Here is an 18,997-nt window from a genome sequence, read left to right on the forward strand (position 1 = left end):
ACCAAATTATGGTTCTTTTTTTTATCACTAAATTTGCAACCTCAAATTTTTATTAATGCGTACAAAATCAACAGGTAAGAAAAAAATAAATATTGTAACCCTAGGATGTTCCAAAAACGTCTATGACTCAGAAGTTCTGATGGGTCAGCTGGAAGCAAACGGCAAAAAAGTGGTGCACGAGGAAAAAGGAGACATTGTCGTGATCAATACCTGCGGATTTATAGATAATGCAAAGGAAGAAAGCATCAATACGATTCTGGAGTATGTTGATCTCAAAAACCAGGGTCTTGTAGAAAAAGTATTCGTTACCGGTTGTTTGTCAGAAAGATACAAACCGGATTTGATTCGTGAGATCCCAGATGTAGATCAGTATTTCGGGACCAGAGATCTTCCTATTTTATTAAAGCATCTAGGTGCCGATTACAAACATGAATTGGTAGGCGAGAGATTGACAACCACACCAAAACATTACGCTTACCTAAAGATTTCTGAAGGTTGCGATCGTCCTTGTTCTTTCTGCGCAATCCCGCTGATGAGAGGAAATCACATTTCTACACCTATCGAAAAATTAGTCATCGAAACTCAAAAATTAGCCAAGAAAGGGGTGAAAGAATTAATCTTGATCGCTCAGGATTTGACTTTCTACGGACTTGATATTTATAAAAAGAGAGCTTTAGGAGAATTACTTCAGGAACTTATAAAAGTAGAAGGCATCGAGTGGATCAGGCTTCATTACGCTTTTCCTACAGGTTTCCCGGAGGATGTTCTTGATATTATAAGAAACGAGCCCAAAATTTGTAACTATATTGATATTCCGCTTCAGCACATCAACACCGAATTGTTGAAAGCGATGAAACGTGGAACGACTTTCGAAAAAACAAACGCACTTCTTGACAAATTCCGTGAGAAAGTTCCGGATATGGCAATCAGAACAACATTGATCGTTGGTTTCCCGGGCGAAACAGAAGATAAATTCGAAGAACTTAAACAATGGGTGAGAGATCAGAGGTTTGACCGATTGGGTTGTTTTACCTATTCCCACGAGGAAAATACAACTGCCTATGTCTTGGACGACATTATTCCAGACGAAGTAAAGCAGAATAGAGTAGAGCAGATTATGGAAATCCAACAGCAGATTTCCTGGGAGAAAAATCAGGAAAAAATTGGGAAAACCTTCAAGTGTATTTTTGACAGAAAAGAAGGCGATTATTTTGTCGGCAGAACAGAGTACGATTCTCCTGACGTAGATAATACAGTTTTGGTTCCTGCTAAAGATGTTTATATCTCTATTGGAGAATTCGCAAACGTAAAAATTACTTCAGCAGAAGATTACGATTTAATCGGAGAATTAGTATAACCACAATTTTATATCATAAACAAGCCTTCATATATGGAGACTTTTTTCATTTTTATGTTAATATTTTAGATCATTTTTAATAATGGATTGATTGTCAATATTTTATGTGAAATTAAAGTTCTTGTATCGCAATTTTTATTATAATTTTATCAATTTCATATTGATATTGTGTTAATATAATTTTAATATACAAATTTGGCATTCATTATTACAATATTTTTGCTAAAAATAACTTAATAATGATTAATATGAAATTTATTAAAAATTATAAATATTTAAATTTTATTGATTATCAATTGGTTAGGTTTAAATTCAGAAAATTATTCTACCTCTTTAATTAACAAAAATGCATAAAAATTAACTTTTTTTAACAAATCCCGCGATCTCCTTACTGGAAGTGGATGCGGAGAGTAGAAATTTCGTTTTTAGTCGATAAACAGCCTGAACAGGCAGAAAGTGAGGTTCGGAAAGTGATTACAGGTATCTTTGCGGAGTCAAAACCAATAAAAATTCAACATGATAAAAAGAATTCTTCTTGTAGTCATAATGATGATTTCCACACTTGGTATTTATTCTTTCAAGAGTTATGCCACAGATGCTAAAACAAGTTTTGCATCGTTCTACCACGATAAGTTTAACGGTAGGAAAACAGCAAGCGGAGAAATTTTCAGTAACAAAGAACTTACCGCTGCTAATAAAACACTTCCTTTTGGGACAGAAGTAAAAATTACTAATTTGATCTCCGGGAAAAGCGTTGTAGTTAGAGTTAACGACAGAGGACCATACCACTCATCCAGAGCCTTTGATCTCTCGAAAGCTGCATTTGATTCGATAGGCGACACCAGAAAAGGTACAATCGCAATCGAATATGAAATTATCGACTAAAATTCAACTTATTTTAAAGTTTAAAAGCCATCCGATCTGGATGGCTTTTTTTATGGCTTAAATAATTTAATGAAAAATCTTAGCTGAATATTTTCTTGATGATATTTCCTATCTCTACAAAGTCATCGTGATTCCTCACAGATCGGATTTCAGCATCGTTTTCGTCTGTTTTGGAATATGGATAGATGAGAAGATAATTCTTGTTTTGCAAATGGGTATTGAGGAAATCCGGAATGTAGCGCATCTTTGGAAAGTAGGAGATCATTCCGCGTTTAGCTAAGATCAAAATCAAACCTTCATTATCTTTAATATTTTCAGCTTGCTTCTCTGCATCTGCCCAAGAACTGGTAATAATAAAATCCGCTTCGATATTGACTTTCCTGATGATTTTCTTTAAAACATTAATAATATTTTCAGGCGCATAAAAACTCAGTACAGCACCAGAATTTTTCCCAATATTCCAGACTCTCGCTAACGAATGGAAGAATCCGGATTCCAAATGTGCATTCTCCGGAATCATAACCAAGTACCTCTTTACTGTTGAAAGCGGTTGTGCAGCGTGGTAAACCAAGATATTAATATCATCATTCTGCAGATAACCATTGTAAAGATTATCGGCAAAAGAAGCGGAGAATCCTTTTTCATCTTCCAGACCGATAATCAAATCTGTGATTTTCTGTTCTTTAACGACATTATTAATTCCATTAATTACATCATTATCATACCGGGTCAAAGGTTTTAATACAACGTCAGCTGCCGAGGCGGTGTTGACAGCGTAATTCAGGATTTTCTCGGCATTTTTGGTTGACGAATCATTTTTATCTTCATTAATGACATTCAGACCTAACATGTTTTCCGTATTAGAATGATTTTTCACCAACAACCCAAGGTTTACAGTCTTATCAACCATTCCTTCATAATTAAGCGCCAGAAGAATATTTTCCTGCTCGTGATTATCTCCTTTCAGTGTATCTTCATTTTCAGCTTCCGCGATCTTCTCTGCACTTGACATTGATATGAATGAGGAAATCGTACAGGAAATTAGAATTAATAAAATACTTCCGTTCAAAACATGTTCGTTTAGTAATCTGACAGGTTCACCCGATTCGCTTTCAGAAAGAATAATGTTATAACCTACCATTACTGAAGCTAATGTGGCAGCAGCAGAAGCGGAACTCAATCCGAAAATTAATTTCCCTTCGTGTTTGGTCAGTTTAAATGTTTTCTGAGTAAGAACTGCCGCAACATATTTTCCCAGGATTGAAGCGACTAACATCACGGCTGCAACCTGAATAGTTTCCCAACTTTTAAAAAACACTTTGAAATCGATCAACATCCCGACGCTTATCAAAAAGAAAGGAATGAAAATCGCGTTGCCGACAAACTCAACCCGATTCATCAAAGAAGAAGTGTGCGGAATCAATCGGTTCAAAGCTAATCCTGCCAGGAACGCTCCGATAATTGCTTCAACACCGGCTAATTCAGCCAAAAGTGCAGCCAGGTAAATCATTACCAAAACAAAAATGTACTGCGAAATCTTGTCATCAACTTTTTTGAAAAACCATCGGCCAATAATGGGAAATATTAATAAAACGACCAATCCAAAAGCCAGAACGGAAGCGGAAAGTTTAATCCAAAACTCGCTGCCAACGTCGCCTTGCGACATGCCGACAACCACAGCCAAAACCAATAATGCTAAAATATCGGTAATCATAGTTCCGCCAACTGTAATGTTTACGGCGAGATTCTTCGCAACACCTAATTTACTTACTAAAGGATATGCAATTAATGTATGAGAAGAAAATAAACTGGCAAATAAAACGGAAGTCAGTAATGAAAATCCTAAAAGGTAATATGATCCCACAAAGCCTAAAACAAAGGGAACAATAAAAGTGTAAATTCCAAACGTCAGACTTTTCCATTTGTTCTTTTTGAAATCGCCCATATCAATTTCCAGTCCTGCAAGAAACATTATATAGAGTAAGCCGGTTGTTCCAGTCACCACAATACTGCTGTCCCGCGAGAGAACATTAAAACCATTTGGTCCAATGACAGCTCCGGCGATGATGAGTCCCAAAAGATGAGGAACTTTGATTTTGTTGAGTAATAATGGTGCACTGAGAATGATGATGAGAACCACCAAAAATTTCAGAACGGGATCTTCCAGTGGAAGACTGAGGTTGTGAATACTTAAAAGCATTTGTGTGTTTTTATTTTAATGAACGGATCAATTCTACAGAAAATGAAGCAGAGCAGTTATTGTTTACAGAAATCGTTCTTTTTCCGCGGATCTTGCCTGGCGAAATTTCATTGAGAAGAATATTCATATCAACAAGTTTAGCTGCAGTAGAATCGGTTTTGAAATTGAGTTTGATCTCGTTGTTTTCCAATTTTCCAGCGTAAGTTCTTACTAGATTATTATTACTGTACACATTGACCGAGGTTTGCAGAGAATCATTGACAAATTCCCAGACATCCGTTCTTTGGTCACCGATTACGTAATCTGAGCAGGTGGATTCTGTACAGATCACTTTTCCGTTCCATTTTCCAAGAATTTCGGCTGGCCAAGTTGGAGCAATGACAGAATCTTTTGTTTTTACAAACAAACTGTCTCGCATTTTCAGCAAAGCTTGGAATTCGGATTCTTTTTGAGCGAAGATGTTTTCTTTTTCTGACAGGATTTTTTCGCGGGCATCCAATTGCTTTTCCCTTTCGTTCTCTTTGCAGGAAAATATTAAAACTGGCACACTCAATAAAAATAATAACTTCGTAAATCTCTGCATATACTGATATTTTAGGAATCTCAAGATAGCGAAAAAATAATAAAACTGTTGATTTGGTCAGTCTAACAAGCTGTGGGTTTAGAAAAATTGCTTTTCTGATACTTTTTTTTAAATTTTTAAAATCAATCTTGTGCTTGATGGATTTTAGTTTTCCCTGAATTATTTCTGTTTGAAACTTATTTAAATAATCTTTTGACTTGGTTCCCAAAGAAGAAGAAAGGCTGATGTGATTTTGCAAATTTCCGGAATCAAGAATATTCAGAGAGAAAAATTCAAAAAAACCGCTCAGAATAATTGAGCGGTTAAAGATTTTAAAATGAAGAAACCTCAGCGTGTTTTTTGTTTTTTTCCAAACTCGACATTTGATCCAGAAGCTTTTTCTTCAAAAGAAAATAATTCCTCCCAATGTAATACTGATAACTGTTGATGGCGAAAAATAACTGTTGCAGATTTTTGTCAAAATACTCGTTGTTGCTAAAATATATCATCGTATAATTAGCGTAATAATCCAAATCTTTTCTGCTTTCCTCATTGATTTCGTTTTCCAGAAGTGGATTTTTCAGAATGCTTTTCAAAGCCTCTTTCAGTTTTGCTTCCAAAGGAATATTGTTTTTGAAATTCTTCGCAATCTGGTCAAAAGGTGTAGTCACACTTACGAAGGCAAATGCATCACTGAGATCAATGTACAATTGGAATTGGTTTTCGTAGCTTGCCTGGCACTCTGTAAAGTCGGAATAATGTTTTGTGAAATCGGATTCCAGATTTTGGGCTTTCGCAAGATTCAGAAAGTAGTGGTAAATATTAATATCATTCTCCGTGACTTCCTTTTCCAGAGCTTTGATTTCTTTTTCCAAAGTTGGGATTATTTTTTTGGCATCGATAGCTTTATATTTGGTTCCATCGTAATCGAAAGTTTTGATGTCCAATTCCTTTTTAGAAATCGCTTCTATGGTGCTTTTATCATTTTGAAGAGCAATCAGATTGTAGGCAATTTCGATTTTTTCTTTTCCGAAAAGTTGGTCAAAAGTTAAATTTTCATTGGTAGGCAAAGTCGTTTCAATATCAAATTTATCAGGATTTTTATTATCATAATAATTATTGAAAATCTTATCAAAAGTGTCTTTGTTGTAATTCGCTTCAAATTCTTCTTTGAAATGATCAAATTCCAGATTGGATTTTTCACTGTCATATTGAACATTCGAAAATAATTTTGTGGTCAGTTTTTCTTCTATTTCTTCAAAGTTTTTGAAAAGAAATTTTGCCGGCAGATTGTCTGCATTCTTCTGAATATTCAATTGTCTCAGACGGATAACTCTCTCTTCTGTTGAAGGATGCGATGCCCACTGATTCTCAATAACCAATTTTGATTTGTTGAAAAGCCCCGCTTCTTCCAGTTTTACAACAGGCAGATCGTATTTGTTTTCCAGATCACTTTCTTTTGCCAAAAATCCCATTACAAAACTCTGTTCTTTGTAAATATTTTTGCTGGCTTTGTTTTCCTTGATTTTATTTTCATAGAAACTAAGGACATTATTATAAGAATTATCAGCCAAGTCCAGCCTCAAAAGCGATTCTTCCAAAGCCAGTGATCCGGTGATATTGGCCGAAACTTCATCTGCGTGGAATTCCATTTCCCGGGAAAGTGCTAAATGTCTGATGTTAACGAAAGAATACATCTTGGCAAGAATCCATTGAATACCTTGCGTAAACTTCATCGCCAAACCTGCGAAAATTGCGAAATAACCACTTGCGTTGGACAAACTTTGAATCGTATTTCTGTAAGATTCATCGTCATTCACGAGATTAAAAATAATCTGATTTACGTTATAAACATAACTTCCAACTTTCATAGATCTTTGGGAAAAATGTCCGAATTCGTGTGCGAGAATTGCCTTTAATTCCTGTTTTGTACAAACGTTGACAAGTCCAATTCCGATCGTCAGATTTTTCTTGATGGGCAAAAACATACTCCAAAATGTAGAATCATAAAAAACGCTCGCGTTCACATCGTAAGACAAGTACACCTTTTTAGGAAAATCTGTTCCGGTTTCCTTTACAAGTTCGCTGATCATTGCGAAAAGTTCAGGTTCGTCTTTTTGTTTAATTTCCGTAAGATAACTTCTGTCATTGATGTGTTTTTTGAAAAGGAATTTAATCAAGAAATAGAAAATCAGAATTCCGAAAATCGCCATTCCAAGACCAATCATCAAGGTAAAAAACATTGGTTTTGCCGTGATTAAGAAAATTCCACCTGAAATGCACGCAGCCGTTAAGGCAATCGCAGCAATGAAAAGTAAAATATAAACGATGATGAATAGAATGATAGAGAAAATAGCGGCTTTGCTCTTCTTCTTAAAATCTGCTGAGGTTTGGATTAGCATAAATCTGGTTGGTTATTAATTTTGAATTAAAAATATAAAAACCATTTAAAATTTCTGAATAATTTGATATTAATTTTAATAAAAAGTAAATCCATAAAAAAACCGCTCAGAAAAATCTGAACGGTTTAATTTATATTTGCTTCGATCGCTGATCGTTACATCATTCCTGGCATTCCGCCGCCCATTGGCATTGCAGGTTCGTTGCTTTTCACTTCAGTGATTACACATTCAGTTGTAAGTAGCATTCCAGAAACAGAAGCTGCGTTTTCCAAAGCAACTCTTGTTACTTTAGTTGGATCGATGATTCCAGCTTCAAGCATATTCACATACTCGTCGGTTTTTGCGTTGTAACCGAAATCTCCAGTTCCTTCCGCCACTTTCGCAACGATTACAGAACCTTCGCCTCCAGCATTTGTCACGATTTGTCTCAATGGCTCTTCGATCGCTCTTTTGATGATTTTGATACCTGTTGTTTCGTCAGCATTAGCACCTTCGAAGTTTAGGGCAGAAACCGCTCTTACCAAAGCAACACCACCACCGGCAACAATTCCTTCCTCAACTGCAGCTCTGGTTGCGTGCAAGGCATCGTCAACTCTGTCTTTTTTCTCTTTCATTTCTACTTCAGACGCAGCACCTACGTAAAGTACAGCAACACCACCAGCTAATTTAGCCAGTCTTTCTTGTAGTTTCTCCTTGTCATATTCAGAAGTAGTCGTTTCCATCTGAGCTTTGATTTGAGAAACTCTTCCTTTGATCTGAGCTTCTTCACCACCACCGTTTACAAGTGTTGTATTGTCTTTGTCGATCACTACTTTCTCAGCAGTTCCCAACATATCGATGGTAATGTTTTCCATATTGAAACCTCTTTCTTCAGAGATCACAGTTCCGCCTGTCAATATTGCGATATCTTCCAACATTGCTTTTCTTCTGTCACCAAATCCTGGTGCCTTCACAGCCGCAATTTTAAGAGAACCTCTCAATTTGTTCACTACCAAAGTAGCCAAAGCTTCACCTTCAACTTCTTCAGAGATAATTAATAATGATTTTCCACCTTGAGCAACCGGTTCAAGAACTGGCAATAATTCTTTCATAGAAGAGATTTTTTTCTCAACTAATAAGATGTAAGGATTTTCCAATTCAACTACCATTTTCTCAGGATTTGTCACGAAATATGGAGACTGGAAACCTCTGTCAAACTGCATTCCTTCTACAACATCTACAGTTGTATCCGTTCCTTTTGCTTCTTCAACAGTGATCACGCCTTCTTTCCCTACTTTTCCAAAAGCTTCAGCGATCAATGAACCGATCGTATCGTCATTGTTTGCAGAGATAGAAGCCACTTGTTTGATTTTTTCTGAATTGTTCCCCACTTCCTGAGACTGAGATTTAAGGTTTTCAACCACTGCCAAAACAGCTTTGTCTATTCCTCTTTTCAGGTCCATTGGATTTGCACCAGCAGCAACGTTTTTAAGACCTTCTCTTACGATAGCCTGAGCAAGAACTGTAGCGGTAGTAGTACCATCTCCAGCGATGTCATTGGTTTTAGAAGCCACTTCTTTCACCATTTGAGCACCCATATTTTCTACTCTGTCTTCCAGTTCGATTTCTTTTGCAACCGTTACACCATCTTTGGTAACGTGTGGTGCACCGAAAGATTTTTCGATGACAACATTTCTACCTTTTGGTCCTAAAGTTACTTTAACTGCATTTGCCAATGCGTCAACACCTCTTTTCAAAGCGTCTCTTGATTCAATATCGAATTTAATTTCTTTTGCCATTTTTTGTCGTATTAATGTACTTTGTACAATGTATTAATGAATTTTATATCCACGAAAATCAATTCATTTTACGTGAATACCTTTTACTTTTTACAAATTTGTTACCCAATAATTCCTAAAAGATCGCCTTCTTTCACGATAAGATAATCTTTCCCTTCAAACTTAAGTTCTGTTCCTGAATATTTTCCATAAAGCACTTTGTCACCAACTTTTACAGTGGTTGGCTCATCTACTTTACCTGGACCAACTGCTACAACTGTTCCTTCCTGAGGTTTTTCTTTTGCAGTGTCCGGGATGATGATTCCTGATGCTGTTTTAGTTTCTGCAGGTGTTGGTTCTACCAAAACTCTGTCCGCTAATGGTTTGAAATTTACTGACATAATTATATTTGATTTTTTTAATGTTTATTCTGATTCCTACATCTCCAAGAATGTGCCAACGTTGATGACGGTCGATAGTTGTGGGTTGATTGTTCGATTTGGCAGATTTTTATTTCAATACTGAAATTTTGGCAGAAAAAAAAGTTTACCGGTTGGGTAAACTTATATTGATGATTCTATTTATTCCATTATCATCTTTCTTCCACCTGCATTTATTTCCTGCTTAATGACTTTCCTTGTAATTGAATCAATATAATAAGCGCTCTCCGTTTTTCTGTCCTGAATATCATCAGTAGTTTTTACAATCCAGACTTTTTTACCATTGTATTCGCCTTTTTCAACCTTTTCGATATAAGCTTTGATAACACCTTTTTTTGCTGTCGGATTATAATCAAAGATAGAGATTTCTGTTTTGTAATTTTCATTCAAAGGCAAGAACCGAATTAATGCGGGATAACTGTTACTGTCAAAATAAGGAGAATTTGTCACTTCATTGATAAGAGCTTTTTTCTGAGTTTTCTTATCTAGATAATACCCGGTCACTTTATTTTCACCAAATGTAAGCGACATATTTCTCATAGAATTAAAGGAAGAATGATAAACCGGCTGGAAATCTGAAATCTTGATAATTGTAGAATCAACCCAAGCTTCAGGCGCTTGTTTCATTTTGACGGTTGTTTTTACCAAAAGATCTTTCTTATTTAATTTTTTCAGTTCGGTTGTTACTTTTCCAATTTCTATTTTTTTTCCTGCATTTTCCATAGTCCAGCTTACTTCTGATGATTCATCCTGAATGTATTTTGAATCAAGCTTAATATTGGAAGGTGAAAGTAGGTTTTGTGCAGAAAAAAAATTGGCACTACCAATTACTAAAAGGATAAGAAATGTTCTCATAATTTTTAATAATAAGTAGTGCCGAATATGATATAGTTACAGTGAACTGTTTACTTTTTACAGGCAGAATGAAATTAAAATCATATTCTAATTTTCTTCTTTCAAAGCATTTTCAAATAATTCATCTACATCCAGACAATCACACCTTTCTTTGATGAATGGATCGTCTTTTTTGATGCCTTTATTTACTCTGATGATTTCTTTGCAGTAATCTTCTTTTTTCAATAAACTTCCAAGATACATCAACGGAATATTCATTAATATAAAAAGTAAGATTCCCGGAAGCATATAAATAAATGCTTTCATAGATACGGCGCTGATGATAATTACTTGATCATTAGTTACGCTTTTGTAATATCTCTTCCAGATCTTTTTTGCCCACCAAATCAATACAAATGCACCGCCGCCAAGTCCGAAAACCAGGGCTGTGTAAAATAATATTTGAATGGTGCTATGATTCATTTTATTAATTTTTCTTTCCTGCAGCCTGCATTGGATTTACTTTTCCGCTTGCGCCGCCTCTTGCCGTTTCTTTTTGTGCCTGTTTGAAAACCTGGAATTTCGTAGGCGCTTCTGTGGATGAAGTTGCTGCCCAGAAATTGTTTGAAGTATCAATATCCGCCGTTTCTTTCATTGGATCAAGTTGGATGGATTTCAGTTTTTTATCAAGATAATAAGTTTTCGAAACCTTTTGCTCATTAGCTCTCCAGATCTGAACATTGATTTTGTCCTTCAATTTAGTTCCATCTTCAAAAGTCAATTCTAAAATGATCGGCATTACCAATCCGCCTTTGTTCGTAAAATCGATTTGATAAGCTGTGATGTTTTTATTAATTCCAATTGTTTTTTCCTGAGCTGATAATTTTTCAGAACCTAAAGATTTTAAAACATATTCTTTAGAAGTGTCCACTTTTTCCTGTCCTCTGTCATATTTGTAATAGAAATCCTGAACGTCTTTATCGCCGTCAACATAGAATTTGATTTTTTCATCTCTGTTTCTGATTTTAGAAATATCTTCAAACTCATTTAGAAGTGGCGCATCAGTTTTATATTTGGTTTCTTTGGCTTCTTTTGGAATCGCATCATAATCTGGAACGGCAACAGTTACTTTGTCAATCGCAATATCTACAGGATCTGTGCTGTAGAACCAACCTCTCCAAAACCAATCCAAATCTTCACCGCTTGCATCTTCCATTGTTCTGAAAAGATCTGCCGGCTCAGGATGGCGAAACGCCCATCTTTGCGCGTAAGTTTTGAAAGCTTTATCAAAAAGTTCTCTGCCCATAATGGTTTCACGAAGAATATTCAGCCCTGTTGCAGGTTTTGAGTAAGCATTCGGTCCAAAACGAGCAATATTTTCTGAATTAGTCATAATTGGTTCCAATTCGTCTTTTGAAAGTTTCATATAATCAACAATCGTCCACGCTGGTCCACGTTTGGAAGGGAATTTATTATCCCATTTTTCTTCAGTAAGATATTCTACAAATGTATTAAGACCTTCATCCATCCATGACCATTGTCTCTCGTCAGAATTGATGATCATAGGAAAAAAGTTGTGACCAACTTCATGAATAATAACACCTAACATTCCGTTTTTAATCGCTTCAGAATATGTTCCGTCTTTTTCCGTACGACCGTAATTGAAACAGATCATTGGATATTCCATACCGTTTGAAGCTTCTACAGATTGCGCAACAGGATATGGATAAGGAATTGTGAATTCAGAGTAAGTTTTAATCGTGTGAGCAACCGCTTTTGTAGAGAATTTTCTGTAAAGTCCGTAAGCTTCTTTTCCATAGAAACTCATCGCCATTACTTTATTATTGTTTTCAGGAATCGTCACGCGCATTCCGTCCCAAACGAATTTTCTTGATGAACCCCAAGCGAAATCACGCACATTCTCTGCCTCGAATTTCCACGTTTTTCTTTCCTTAGATTTATTTTTCTCTGCTTTTTTAGCTTCGTCAAGCGTTACGATCTCAATCGGCTCATTAGAATTTTCAGCTTGTCTGTATCTTGCTAATTGAGCCGAAGTCAAAACTTGGTCATAATTTTTGCAAACACCAGTTCCGCCAATGATGTGATCCGCTGGAACATTCATAGAAACTTTAAAGTTTCCAAAAACCAAAGCAAACTCTCCACGACCTGTAAACTGATGATTCTGCCAGCCGTGAAAGTCACTGTAAACACACATTCTAGGATACCATTGCGTCATTGTATAAAGGTCATTGCCGTCTTCCGGGAAATTTTCGTAACCACCACGACCTCCTCGTTCCATACGGTTTGGGATGTTATAATTCCAATCTACTTTGAATGTGAATTTTTCTCCAGCTTTCAAAGGTTTTGCTAAATCAATTCTCATCATCGTTTTGTTAATGACATATTTGACAGGAGAACCTTTTGAATCGGTTACTTTTTCAAGATTTACGCCGTAGCCATTATCTTTTAAAGGAACTTCGGAAGGTCTTAATTTATCAATGGACGAAGTTTTCCCAAGTGTAGAAGAAGATGGGTAATCTGCATTTTTAACTGAAGATTGCTGATTTTCATCCAATTGAAGCCAGAGATATTCCAGTTCGTCGGGAGAATTATTATAGTAAGTGATGGTTTCGGAACCTTTTAAGTTTCTTTTGTCTTCATCCAGATATGCAGAAATGTCATAATCTGCACGTTGCTGCCAATACTGATTTCCAGGTGCGCCGGAAGCGGTTCTATAAGTATTGGGTGTCGGAAGAATTGTTCCTAATTGTTCAAACTTATTTCCGTGATTGCTACCGGGATTATTCTGGATATTTTGAGCATTAATAAAAACACTAGCGAAGAGAAGACCTAAAACTTTTAATTTCATTTCCGAAAAATTAATGACTAATAAATAGACGTGTCATCAAATTTAGGAAATAGTTACTAATATATTGAAATCGAAAACGATTATTGGTAATTTTTTACTAAACTTAATTTTTAAACCACAGATTTTCTCCTTTTAAAATTAAAGAACTTGGAAAGTTATTAGTGAATAGACCACCAGTTCCCAAACCTTGTGGCATCGGATTTTTTTTGGTGTAAGTGTATTGTGCAATCGCATTGAGACCGATATTGCTTTCCAGAGCAGAAGTGATCCACCAATTAATATTGTTTTTTTCTGCAAGATCAATCCATTCATCAGAACCGGAAAATCCGCCAACCAAACTAGGTTTTAAGATAATATATTGAGGTTTGATTTCTTTAATAAGGTCTTTTTTTGATTCAACATTTAAAACACCAATTAATTCTTCATCCAAAGCAATCGGAGTCGGTGTATTTTTGCAAAGTTCAGCCATCGCTTTCCAGTTTGCTGCAGTTATTGGTTGTTCGATGGAATGGATTTGTAATTCTGCCAATTCTTCTAAAACGAGTTTTGCCTGTTCCGGAGAAAATGCACCATTTGCATCCACACGAAGTTCAATCTGATCTTTCGGAAATTTTTTCCTGATTGATTTGATGACTTCTTTTTCAGAATCCCAATCAACACCGATTTTCAGTTTGATGCAAGTGAAATTATTTTTAAGTTTCTCTTCTATTTGAGATTGCATAAATTCGGCGTTTCCCATCCAGATCAAACCATTAATTTTTATGAAATCCTTTCCTTCTGTAAAATCGCTCGGGAAATAAATATCTTTTTCCTGATTAAGATTTGCCAAAGCCTGCTCAATCCCAAAAATAATCGATGGATGATTGATGAGTTCTTCCTGCAATTCCTCCAAACTCAAATTGATATTTTTACAAGCCCAATCCAAAGTTTCTTCATAATCTTCATCATCATCAAAACTTAAACCCCGGAAAAGTGCACATTCTCCAACGCCTTTTTTGTCATCTTCCGAGATTTCGATAAAATAAGTTTCTTTGGTATTCAAAACACCTCGCGAAGTTCCGCTTGGCTGTTTGAAGTTGAGAATATATTGGTTGAATATTGCGGTTTTCATTCTACAAAAATAAAAAAAGACCGAACAAATCGGTCTTTAATATGATTTAAAATTTTAATCTTAATTTTTACTCACAGCTTTTGCCATAAATTCTTCGGCCTTGGTTACCATCGCAGCGCTTCCGCAGAAAAACGGTACCCGCTGATGAAGTTCTGTAGGCTCGATTTCCATAATTCTTTTGAAACCGTCACTGCATTTTCCGCCTGCCTGTTCTGCCAAAAACGCCATTGGATTGGCTTCGTAAAGCAATCTCAATTTTCCATTTGGAGAGTGTGAAGTCTGAGGATAAATATAGATGCCGCCTTTCAGCATATTTCTGTGAAAATCGGAAACCAAAGATCCGATGTATCGAGAAGTGTAAGGTCTGTCGCCTTCTTCTTTCTGACAATATTTGATGTAATCTTTCACACCTTGAGGGAATTTGATGTAATTTCCTTCATTAATGGAATAGATTTTTCCCGAAGTCGGGAATTTGATATTCTCGTGAGATAAATAATAAGTTCCTATGGATGGATCCAAAGTAAATCCGTTCACACCATTCCCAGTCGTGTAAACAATCATTGTGGAAGAACCGTACACTACGTAACCCGCAGCAACCTGATTCACTCCTTTTTGCAAAAAATCTCTTAATTCCACCGGACTTCCAGGATCGGAAACTCTTCTGTAAATAGAAAAAATGGTTCCTACAGAAACATTCACATCGATGTTGGAAGAACCGTCCAAAGGATCGATTAATACAACGTATTTACTAAGGTGTGCATTTTCTGTACATTTTACTTCTATGAAATCATCACTTTCTTCCGATGCAATTCCGCAAACTACTTCACGTTGAGAAAGCGCGGCGATGAAAATATCATTAGCCAGAACATCCAGTTTTTGCTGATCTTCGCCTTGGATATTCATATTTCCGACGTTGCCGATGATGTCTGCAATTCCGGCTTTGTTCACTTCCCGGTTTACGATTTTTGTGGCAATTCTAATAGAGCTGATGAGACGGGAAAGTTCCCCTGTGGAATACTTGAAATCATCCTGTTTATCGATGATGAATTCTCCTAAAGTCTGTAAAGCCTGTTTTGACATATCATTATTTTCTGGATTACAAAACTATCATAATTTTTAATTAAATAAAACAAAATTTACCATTAATTCATAATACTTATCATAATATAGATTAATATGGTTTAATGTTTCACAATGAGGCATTATAAAAGTCAAAGTCAATTTTCATATTTCATTCATTATTAATAATTTTGGATCTTGGTAAAAATCTATCTAATATTAATATTAAAAAGAGCTTGTTCTAAAAAAGCTAAAATCTAAATGAAAGTTTACAAATTTGGTGGCGCATCTGTAAAAGATGCTGAAGGTGTGAAAAATGTGGCCTTGGTTCTGGAAACTCAGGGTTTTGAAAAATGTCTGCTGGTGGTTTCCGCAATGGGAAAAACGACGAATGCTTTGGAAAAAGTGGTGGAATATTATTTCAAGAAACAGGATTATCAGCAGGAAATTGAACTGATAAAGAAAAATCACATCGATATTGCCAAAGGTTTATTTTCAGAAAACCATCCGGTTTTTGGCGAGATTTCATTATTTTTTGATGATATTGATTCCTTTTTGAGAAGAAACAAATCACCGAATTACAATTTCGTTTATGATCAGGTTGTAAGTTGTGGCGAAATGATTTCTTCCAAAATATTAAGCGAGTATCTCAATGATATTCAGTTTTTTAACCATTGGCTGGATGCAAGAGATTATATTAAAACCGACAGCAATTACAGAGAAGGAATCGTCAACTGGCAAGAAACAGAACAAAATATTTCCAAACTTGACAAAATAAATTGCTACGTTACTCAAGGATTTATAGGTTCGGAAAGTAATAATTTCACTGTCACTTTAGGAAGAGAAGGTTCAGATTACACAGCAGCAATTTTCGCATATTGTCTGAATGCAGACGAGATGACGATCTGGAAAGATGTTCCTGGAGTGATGACTGGTGATCCCAGGAAATTTGATAATGTTGAGCTATTGTCTTTCATTTCTTACGAAGAAGCTATTGAGATGGCGTATTACGGCGCATCTGTCATTCACCCAAAAACTTTACAGCCACTTAAACAGAAGAATATTCCGTTTTTTGTAAAATCCTTCATTGAACCAAAAGAACCGGGAACTAAGGTTGGAAATTCAACAGAAAATGAATCCATAGAAAGTTACATCCTAAAGGAAAATCAAACCTTACTGAATGTAGAAACGCGAGATTTCTCTTTCATAGCCGAGGATCACATGAGTTTGATCTTTACATTGCTGGCAAAATATAAAATTAAAGTTTCCTTGATGCAGAATTCAGCAATTTCATTAGCTTTATGTTTGGAAGATAAATTCGGAACAGCGAATGAATTTAATGAAGAATTGCAGCAGAGTTTCATTACTCAAATGACAAAAAATGTATCATTGTTTACCGTTAGAAATGCAGAATTGGATAAGCTGGAGAAATTCTATAAAGACAAAAAAGTACTGTTGGAACAGATTTCCAAAAAAACCTTCCAAATGGTAACCATGTAAAAAAACTATGAGCTTAATTTCCAAAGAAGACTTGATAAAAGCAGCCGGACTCGACAAAATTGGTTTTCTAAAGAGACCAGTTGCCTCGGCGATCATGAATCTCACAAAAATAAATGAAGTCAATGCACTATATGATAAACTGATTCATACGAAAGGTGTAGAGTTTTTTGATGAGTTTGTGAGAGAACAAGAACTGAGTTACATTGTCTTCGAAGAAGATCTTGCGAAAATTCCTAAGACAGGTCCATTTATTATCGTATCCAATCATCCGCTTGGCGCATTGGACGGCATATTAATGTGTAAAATAATTCTGCGTGTCCGCCCGGATTTCAAAGTGATGGGCAATTTCCTACTTTCTAAGATAAAACCAATGGATCCTTTTGTGATCTCGGTAAATCCTTTTGAGGAAAGAAAAGACGCGTACAGCAGTTCGTCTGGAATGAGGGAAACATTCAGGCATTTGTCGGAAGGTCGATGTTTAGGCATCTTCCCGGCTGGCGAAGTGTCAAATAAAAACAATGAATACGGCGAAGTTCTGGACAGACCTTGGGGCAAAACAGCGCTTAAGATTATTAAAAAAGCGAAAGTTCCTGTAGTTCCGATGTATTTCCACGCAACAAACAGTAAGGTTTTTTACAATCTTGCGAAACTGCATCCGGATTTGCAAACCTTAATGCTGCCAACGGAAATGATGCGAAAAAGAGACCAGCCAATCAGAATCAGAATTGGTAAAGCGATCTCTGTGAAGCAAATGCAGGAAGAGGAAAGCATCGAGGAGCTGGGCGATTACCTTTACAATAAAGTGTATATGCTGAAGTCTTACTATGAAAGAAGAAAAAGCATTACTGAAAAACTGAAACTGCCCAATATGGCACTGAAAAATCCATTGGTGAAGCAAAATAATATTGTTCAGAACATTATAGACGAAACACCAACAGAGGATATTGAAAGTGAGATAAATACACTTAAAAGCACAGAAAACAAAAAACTTTTTTCCCACGGAGATTATGATGTTTTTTTCACCACATCTGCAGAGATTCCATTTATAATGAGGGAAATCGGTCGCCAGAGGGAACTTACGTTCCGGGCAATAGGAGAGGGTACAAACCTGCCATTCGACCTGGATGAGTACGACAACCATTATCACCATCTTTTTATGTGGGATAACGCCGGAAAAAAACTGGTTGGTGCTTACAGGATGGCGTTGGGTGCAGAGGTTATGAAAAAATTTGGAATCGATGGCTTCTACACCAGTTCTCTTTTCGAATATGATCCCGAGTTGCAGCCGTTTTTCCGAAAAGTTATTGAGATGGGAAGAGCTTATGTTTACGTAGAATATCAGCAGAAACCTTTTCCGTTATTCCTACTTTGGAGAGGAATTGTGCACGTTTGCTTAAGAAATCCGGAACACAAATTCCTAATGGGTGGCGTGAGTATCAGCAATAAATTTTCAGAATTTTCGAAATCCTTGATGATCGAGTTTATGCGTTCACATTATTACGATTCTGCTGTTGCGCAGTATATTCATCCGAAAAATGAATTCAAGGTTGTAATGAAAGAGCGTGACAAAGCTTTGTTTTTTGAAGATATAGATGCCGATCTTAATAAATTGGATAAAATTATTGATGATTTGGAACCTGAATTGAGATTGCCGGTTCTGATCAAAAAATACATCAAGCAGAATGCAAAAATGATTGCCTTCAACGTAGATCCAAACTTCAATGATGCGATTGATGGATTGATGTATATCCGAATCAGTGATCTCCCGGAAGATACCATAAAACCTGTTTTAGAAGAGCTAAGTGATTTTTTCAAGGCACAAACTGAAAAAAAATCGTCTGAAAATCAGTAATTTTCAAACAAATATTGACTAATTTTCAATATAATTTGCATCGTAAGGATAAAGAATATATTTTTGCACCACTCAAAATAATAATGCGAGTGATGGTTTCTTAGCTCAGTTGGTAGAGCAATGGATTGAAAATCCATGTGTCCCTGGTTCGATCCCTGGAGAAACCACA

At 36.0% G+C, this 18,997-nt stretch carries 14 protein-coding genes and 1 tRNA gene; 5 read left to right on the forward strand and 10 right to left on the reverse strand.

Annotated features, from left to right (window positions below; genetic code table 11):
• Nucleotides 1-55 precede the first annotated feature (55 nt).
• Together rimO and OPU68_RS09140 are read left to right on the forward strand one after the other, a co-directional pair.
• Complete coding sequence (gene rimO, locus OPU68_RS09135; RefSeq protein ID WP_498473675.1) at nucleotides 56-1,357, forward strand: 30S ribosomal protein S12 methylthiotransferase RimO; 1,302 nt, start codon at nucleotides 56-58, stop codon at nucleotides 1,355-1,357.
• 516 nt (nucleotides 1,358-1,873) lie between these two features.
• Entirely contained in the window at nucleotides 1,874-2,242 is a 369-nt protein-coding gene (locus OPU68_RS09140; protein ID WP_379964980.1) for a septal ring lytic transglycosylase RlpA family protein, read from the forward strand.
• Nucleotides 2,243-2,321: 79 nt separating this feature from the next.
• On the opposite strand, the gene OPU68_RS09145 is transcribed toward OPU68_RS09140, so the two are convergent.
• The 10 genes from OPU68_RS09145 to fbp all read right to left on the reverse strand — a co-directional run bounded on the left by OPU68_RS09145 (nucleotide 2,322) and on the right by fbp (nucleotide 15,497).
• Nucleotides 2,322-4,442, reverse strand: coding sequence for a cation:proton antiporter (locus OPU68_RS09145; RefSeq protein WP_498473676.1), 2,121 nt, complete (start codon nucleotides 4,440-4,442; stop codon nucleotides 2,322-2,324).
• Between the two features lie 10 nt (nucleotides 4,443-4,452).
• Entirely contained in the window at nucleotides 4,453-5,025 is a 573-nt protein-coding gene (locus tag OPU68_RS09150; protein ID WP_498473677.1) for a hypothetical protein, read from the reverse strand.
• A gap of 311 nt (nucleotides 5,026-5,336) precedes the next feature.
• On the reverse strand, nucleotides 5,337-7,406 hold the full coding sequence (locus tag OPU68_RS09155) for a M48 family metallopeptidase (protein WP_498473678.1): 2,070 nt from the start codon (nucleotides 7,404-7,406) through the stop codon (nucleotides 5,337-5,339).
• Between the two features lie 155 nt (nucleotides 7,407-7,561).
• Nucleotides 7,562-9,184 carry a chaperonin GroEL gene (gene groL / locus OPU68_RS09160; RefSeq protein WP_498473679.1) on the reverse strand — a complete coding sequence of 541 codons (1,623 nt, stop codon included), beginning with the start codon at nucleotides 9,182-9,184 and terminating at the stop codon, nucleotides 7,562-7,564.
• Between the two features lie 101 nt (nucleotides 9,185-9,285).
• A complete protein-coding gene (locus OPU68_RS09165) occupies nucleotides 9,286-9,564 on the reverse strand; it encodes a co-chaperone GroES (RefSeq protein WP_034977079.1) in 279 nt (92 codons plus the stop codon).
• A gap of 180 nt (nucleotides 9,565-9,744) precedes the next feature.
• Nucleotides 9,745-10,458: a DUF3108 domain-containing protein gene (locus OPU68_RS09170; RefSeq protein ID WP_498473680.1), complete on the reverse strand. Its 714-nt coding sequence runs from the start codon at nucleotides 10,456-10,458 to the stop codon at nucleotides 9,745-9,747.
• 87 nt (nucleotides 10,459-10,545) lie between these two features.
• The gene (locus tag OPU68_RS09175; RefSeq protein WP_498473681.1) at nucleotides 10,546-10,920 is read right to left on the reverse strand and encodes a hypothetical protein; all 375 of its coding nucleotides are present in this window, start codon (nucleotides 10,918-10,920) and stop codon (nucleotides 10,546-10,548) included.
• A gap of 4 nt (nucleotides 10,921-10,924) precedes the next feature.
• On the reverse strand, nucleotides 10,925-13,306 hold the full coding sequence (locus OPU68_RS09180; protein ID WP_498473682.1) for a M1 family metallopeptidase: 2,382 nt from the start codon (nucleotides 13,304-13,306) through the stop codon (nucleotides 10,925-10,927).
• Nucleotides 13,307-13,409: 103 nt separating this feature from the next.
• Nucleotides 13,410-14,417 carry an o-succinylbenzoate synthase gene (locus OPU68_RS09185; protein ID WP_498473683.1) on the reverse strand — a complete coding sequence of 336 codons (1,008 nt, stop codon included), beginning with the start codon at nucleotides 14,415-14,417 and terminating at the stop codon, nucleotides 13,410-13,412.
• A 60-nt stretch (nucleotides 14,418-14,477) separates the two neighbouring features.
• Nucleotides 14,478-15,497 (reverse strand): class 1 fructose-bisphosphatase, encoded by a 1,020-nt coding sequence (gene fbp, locus OPU68_RS09190; RefSeq protein ID WP_498473684.1) that lies wholly within the window; start codon nucleotides 15,495-15,497, stop codon nucleotides 14,478-14,480.
• Between the two features lie 240 nt (nucleotides 15,498-15,737).
• Here fbp and OPU68_RS09195 point away from each other — a divergent pair, with 240 nt between their 5' ends.
• From OPU68_RS09195 to OPU68_RS09205, 3 genes are all read left to right on the forward strand, one after another.
• Nucleotides 15,738-16,976, forward strand: a complete 1,239-nt coding sequence (locus tag OPU68_RS09195) for an aspartate kinase (RefSeq protein ID WP_498473685.1) — start codon at nucleotides 15,738-15,740, stop codon at nucleotides 16,974-16,976.
• A 7-nt stretch (nucleotides 16,977-16,983) separates the two neighbouring features.
• Nucleotides 16,984-18,828 carry a bifunctional lysophospholipid acyltransferase family protein/GNAT family N-acetyltransferase gene (locus tag OPU68_RS09200; protein ID WP_498473686.1) on the forward strand — a complete coding sequence of 615 codons (1,845 nt, stop codon included), beginning with the start codon at nucleotides 16,984-16,986 and terminating at the stop codon, nucleotides 18,826-18,828.
• 94 nt (nucleotides 18,829-18,922) lie between these two features.
• Nucleotides 18,923-18,995 (forward strand) — tRNA-Phe (locus OPU68_RS09205).
• Nucleotides 18,996-18,997 lie beyond the last annotated feature (2 nt).

This window comes from Chryseobacterium sp. TB1-D10 (genome assembly GCF_059803555.1).

What these genes read in the sequence shown, in the direction of transcription:
- rimO (WP_498473675.1), top strand. Translation starts at nt 56, where the DNA reads ATGCGTACAAAATCAACAGGTAAGAAAAAAATAAATATTGTAACCCTA.
- OPU68_RS09140 (WP_379964980.1), top strand. Translation starts at nt 1,874, where the DNA reads ATGATAAAAAGAATTCTTCTTGTAGTCATAATGATGATTTCCACACTT.
- OPU68_RS09145 (WP_498473676.1), bottom strand. Translation starts at nt 4,442, where the DNA reads ATGCTTTTAAGTATTCACAACCTCAGTCTTCCACTGGAAGATCCCGTT.
- OPU68_RS09150 (WP_498473677.1), bottom strand. Translation starts at nt 5,025, where the DNA reads ATGCAGAGATTTACGAAGTTATTATTTTTATTGAGTGTGCCAGTTTTA.
- OPU68_RS09155 (WP_498473678.1), bottom strand. Translation starts at nt 7,406, where the DNA reads ATGCTAATCCAAACCTCAGCAGATTTTAAGAAGAAGAGCAAAGCCGCT.
- groL (WP_498473679.1), bottom strand. Translation starts at nt 9,184, where the DNA reads ATGGCAAAAGAAATTAAATTCGATATTGAATCAAGAGACGCTTTGAAA.
- OPU68_RS09165 (WP_034977079.1), bottom strand. Translation starts at nt 9,564, where the DNA reads ATGTCAGTAAATTTCAAACCATTAGCGGACAGAGTTTTGGTAGAACCA.
- OPU68_RS09170 (WP_498473680.1), bottom strand. Translation starts at nt 10,458, where the DNA reads ATGAGAACATTTCTTATCCTTTTAGTAATTGGTAGTGCCAATTTTTTT.
- OPU68_RS09175 (WP_498473681.1), bottom strand. Translation starts at nt 10,920, where the DNA reads ATGAATCATAGCACCATTCAAATATTATTTTACACAGCCCTGGTTTTC.
- OPU68_RS09180 (WP_498473682.1), bottom strand. Translation starts at nt 13,306, where the DNA reads ATGAAATTAAAAGTTTTAGGTCTTCTCTTCGCTAGTGTTTTTATTAAT.
- OPU68_RS09185 (WP_498473683.1), bottom strand. Translation starts at nt 14,417, where the DNA reads ATGAAAACCGCAATATTCAACCAATATATTCTCAACTTCAAACAGCCA.
- fbp (WP_498473684.1), bottom strand. Translation starts at nt 15,497, where the DNA reads ATGTCAAAACAGGCTTTACAGACTTTAGGAGAATTCATCATCGATAAA.
- OPU68_RS09195 (WP_498473685.1), top strand. Translation starts at nt 15,738, where the DNA reads ATGAAAGTTTACAAATTTGGTGGCGCATCTGTAAAAGATGCTGAAGGT.
- OPU68_RS09200 (WP_498473686.1), top strand. Translation starts at nt 16,984, where the DNA reads ATGAGCTTAATTTCCAAAGAAGACTTGATAAAAGCAGCCGGACTCGAC.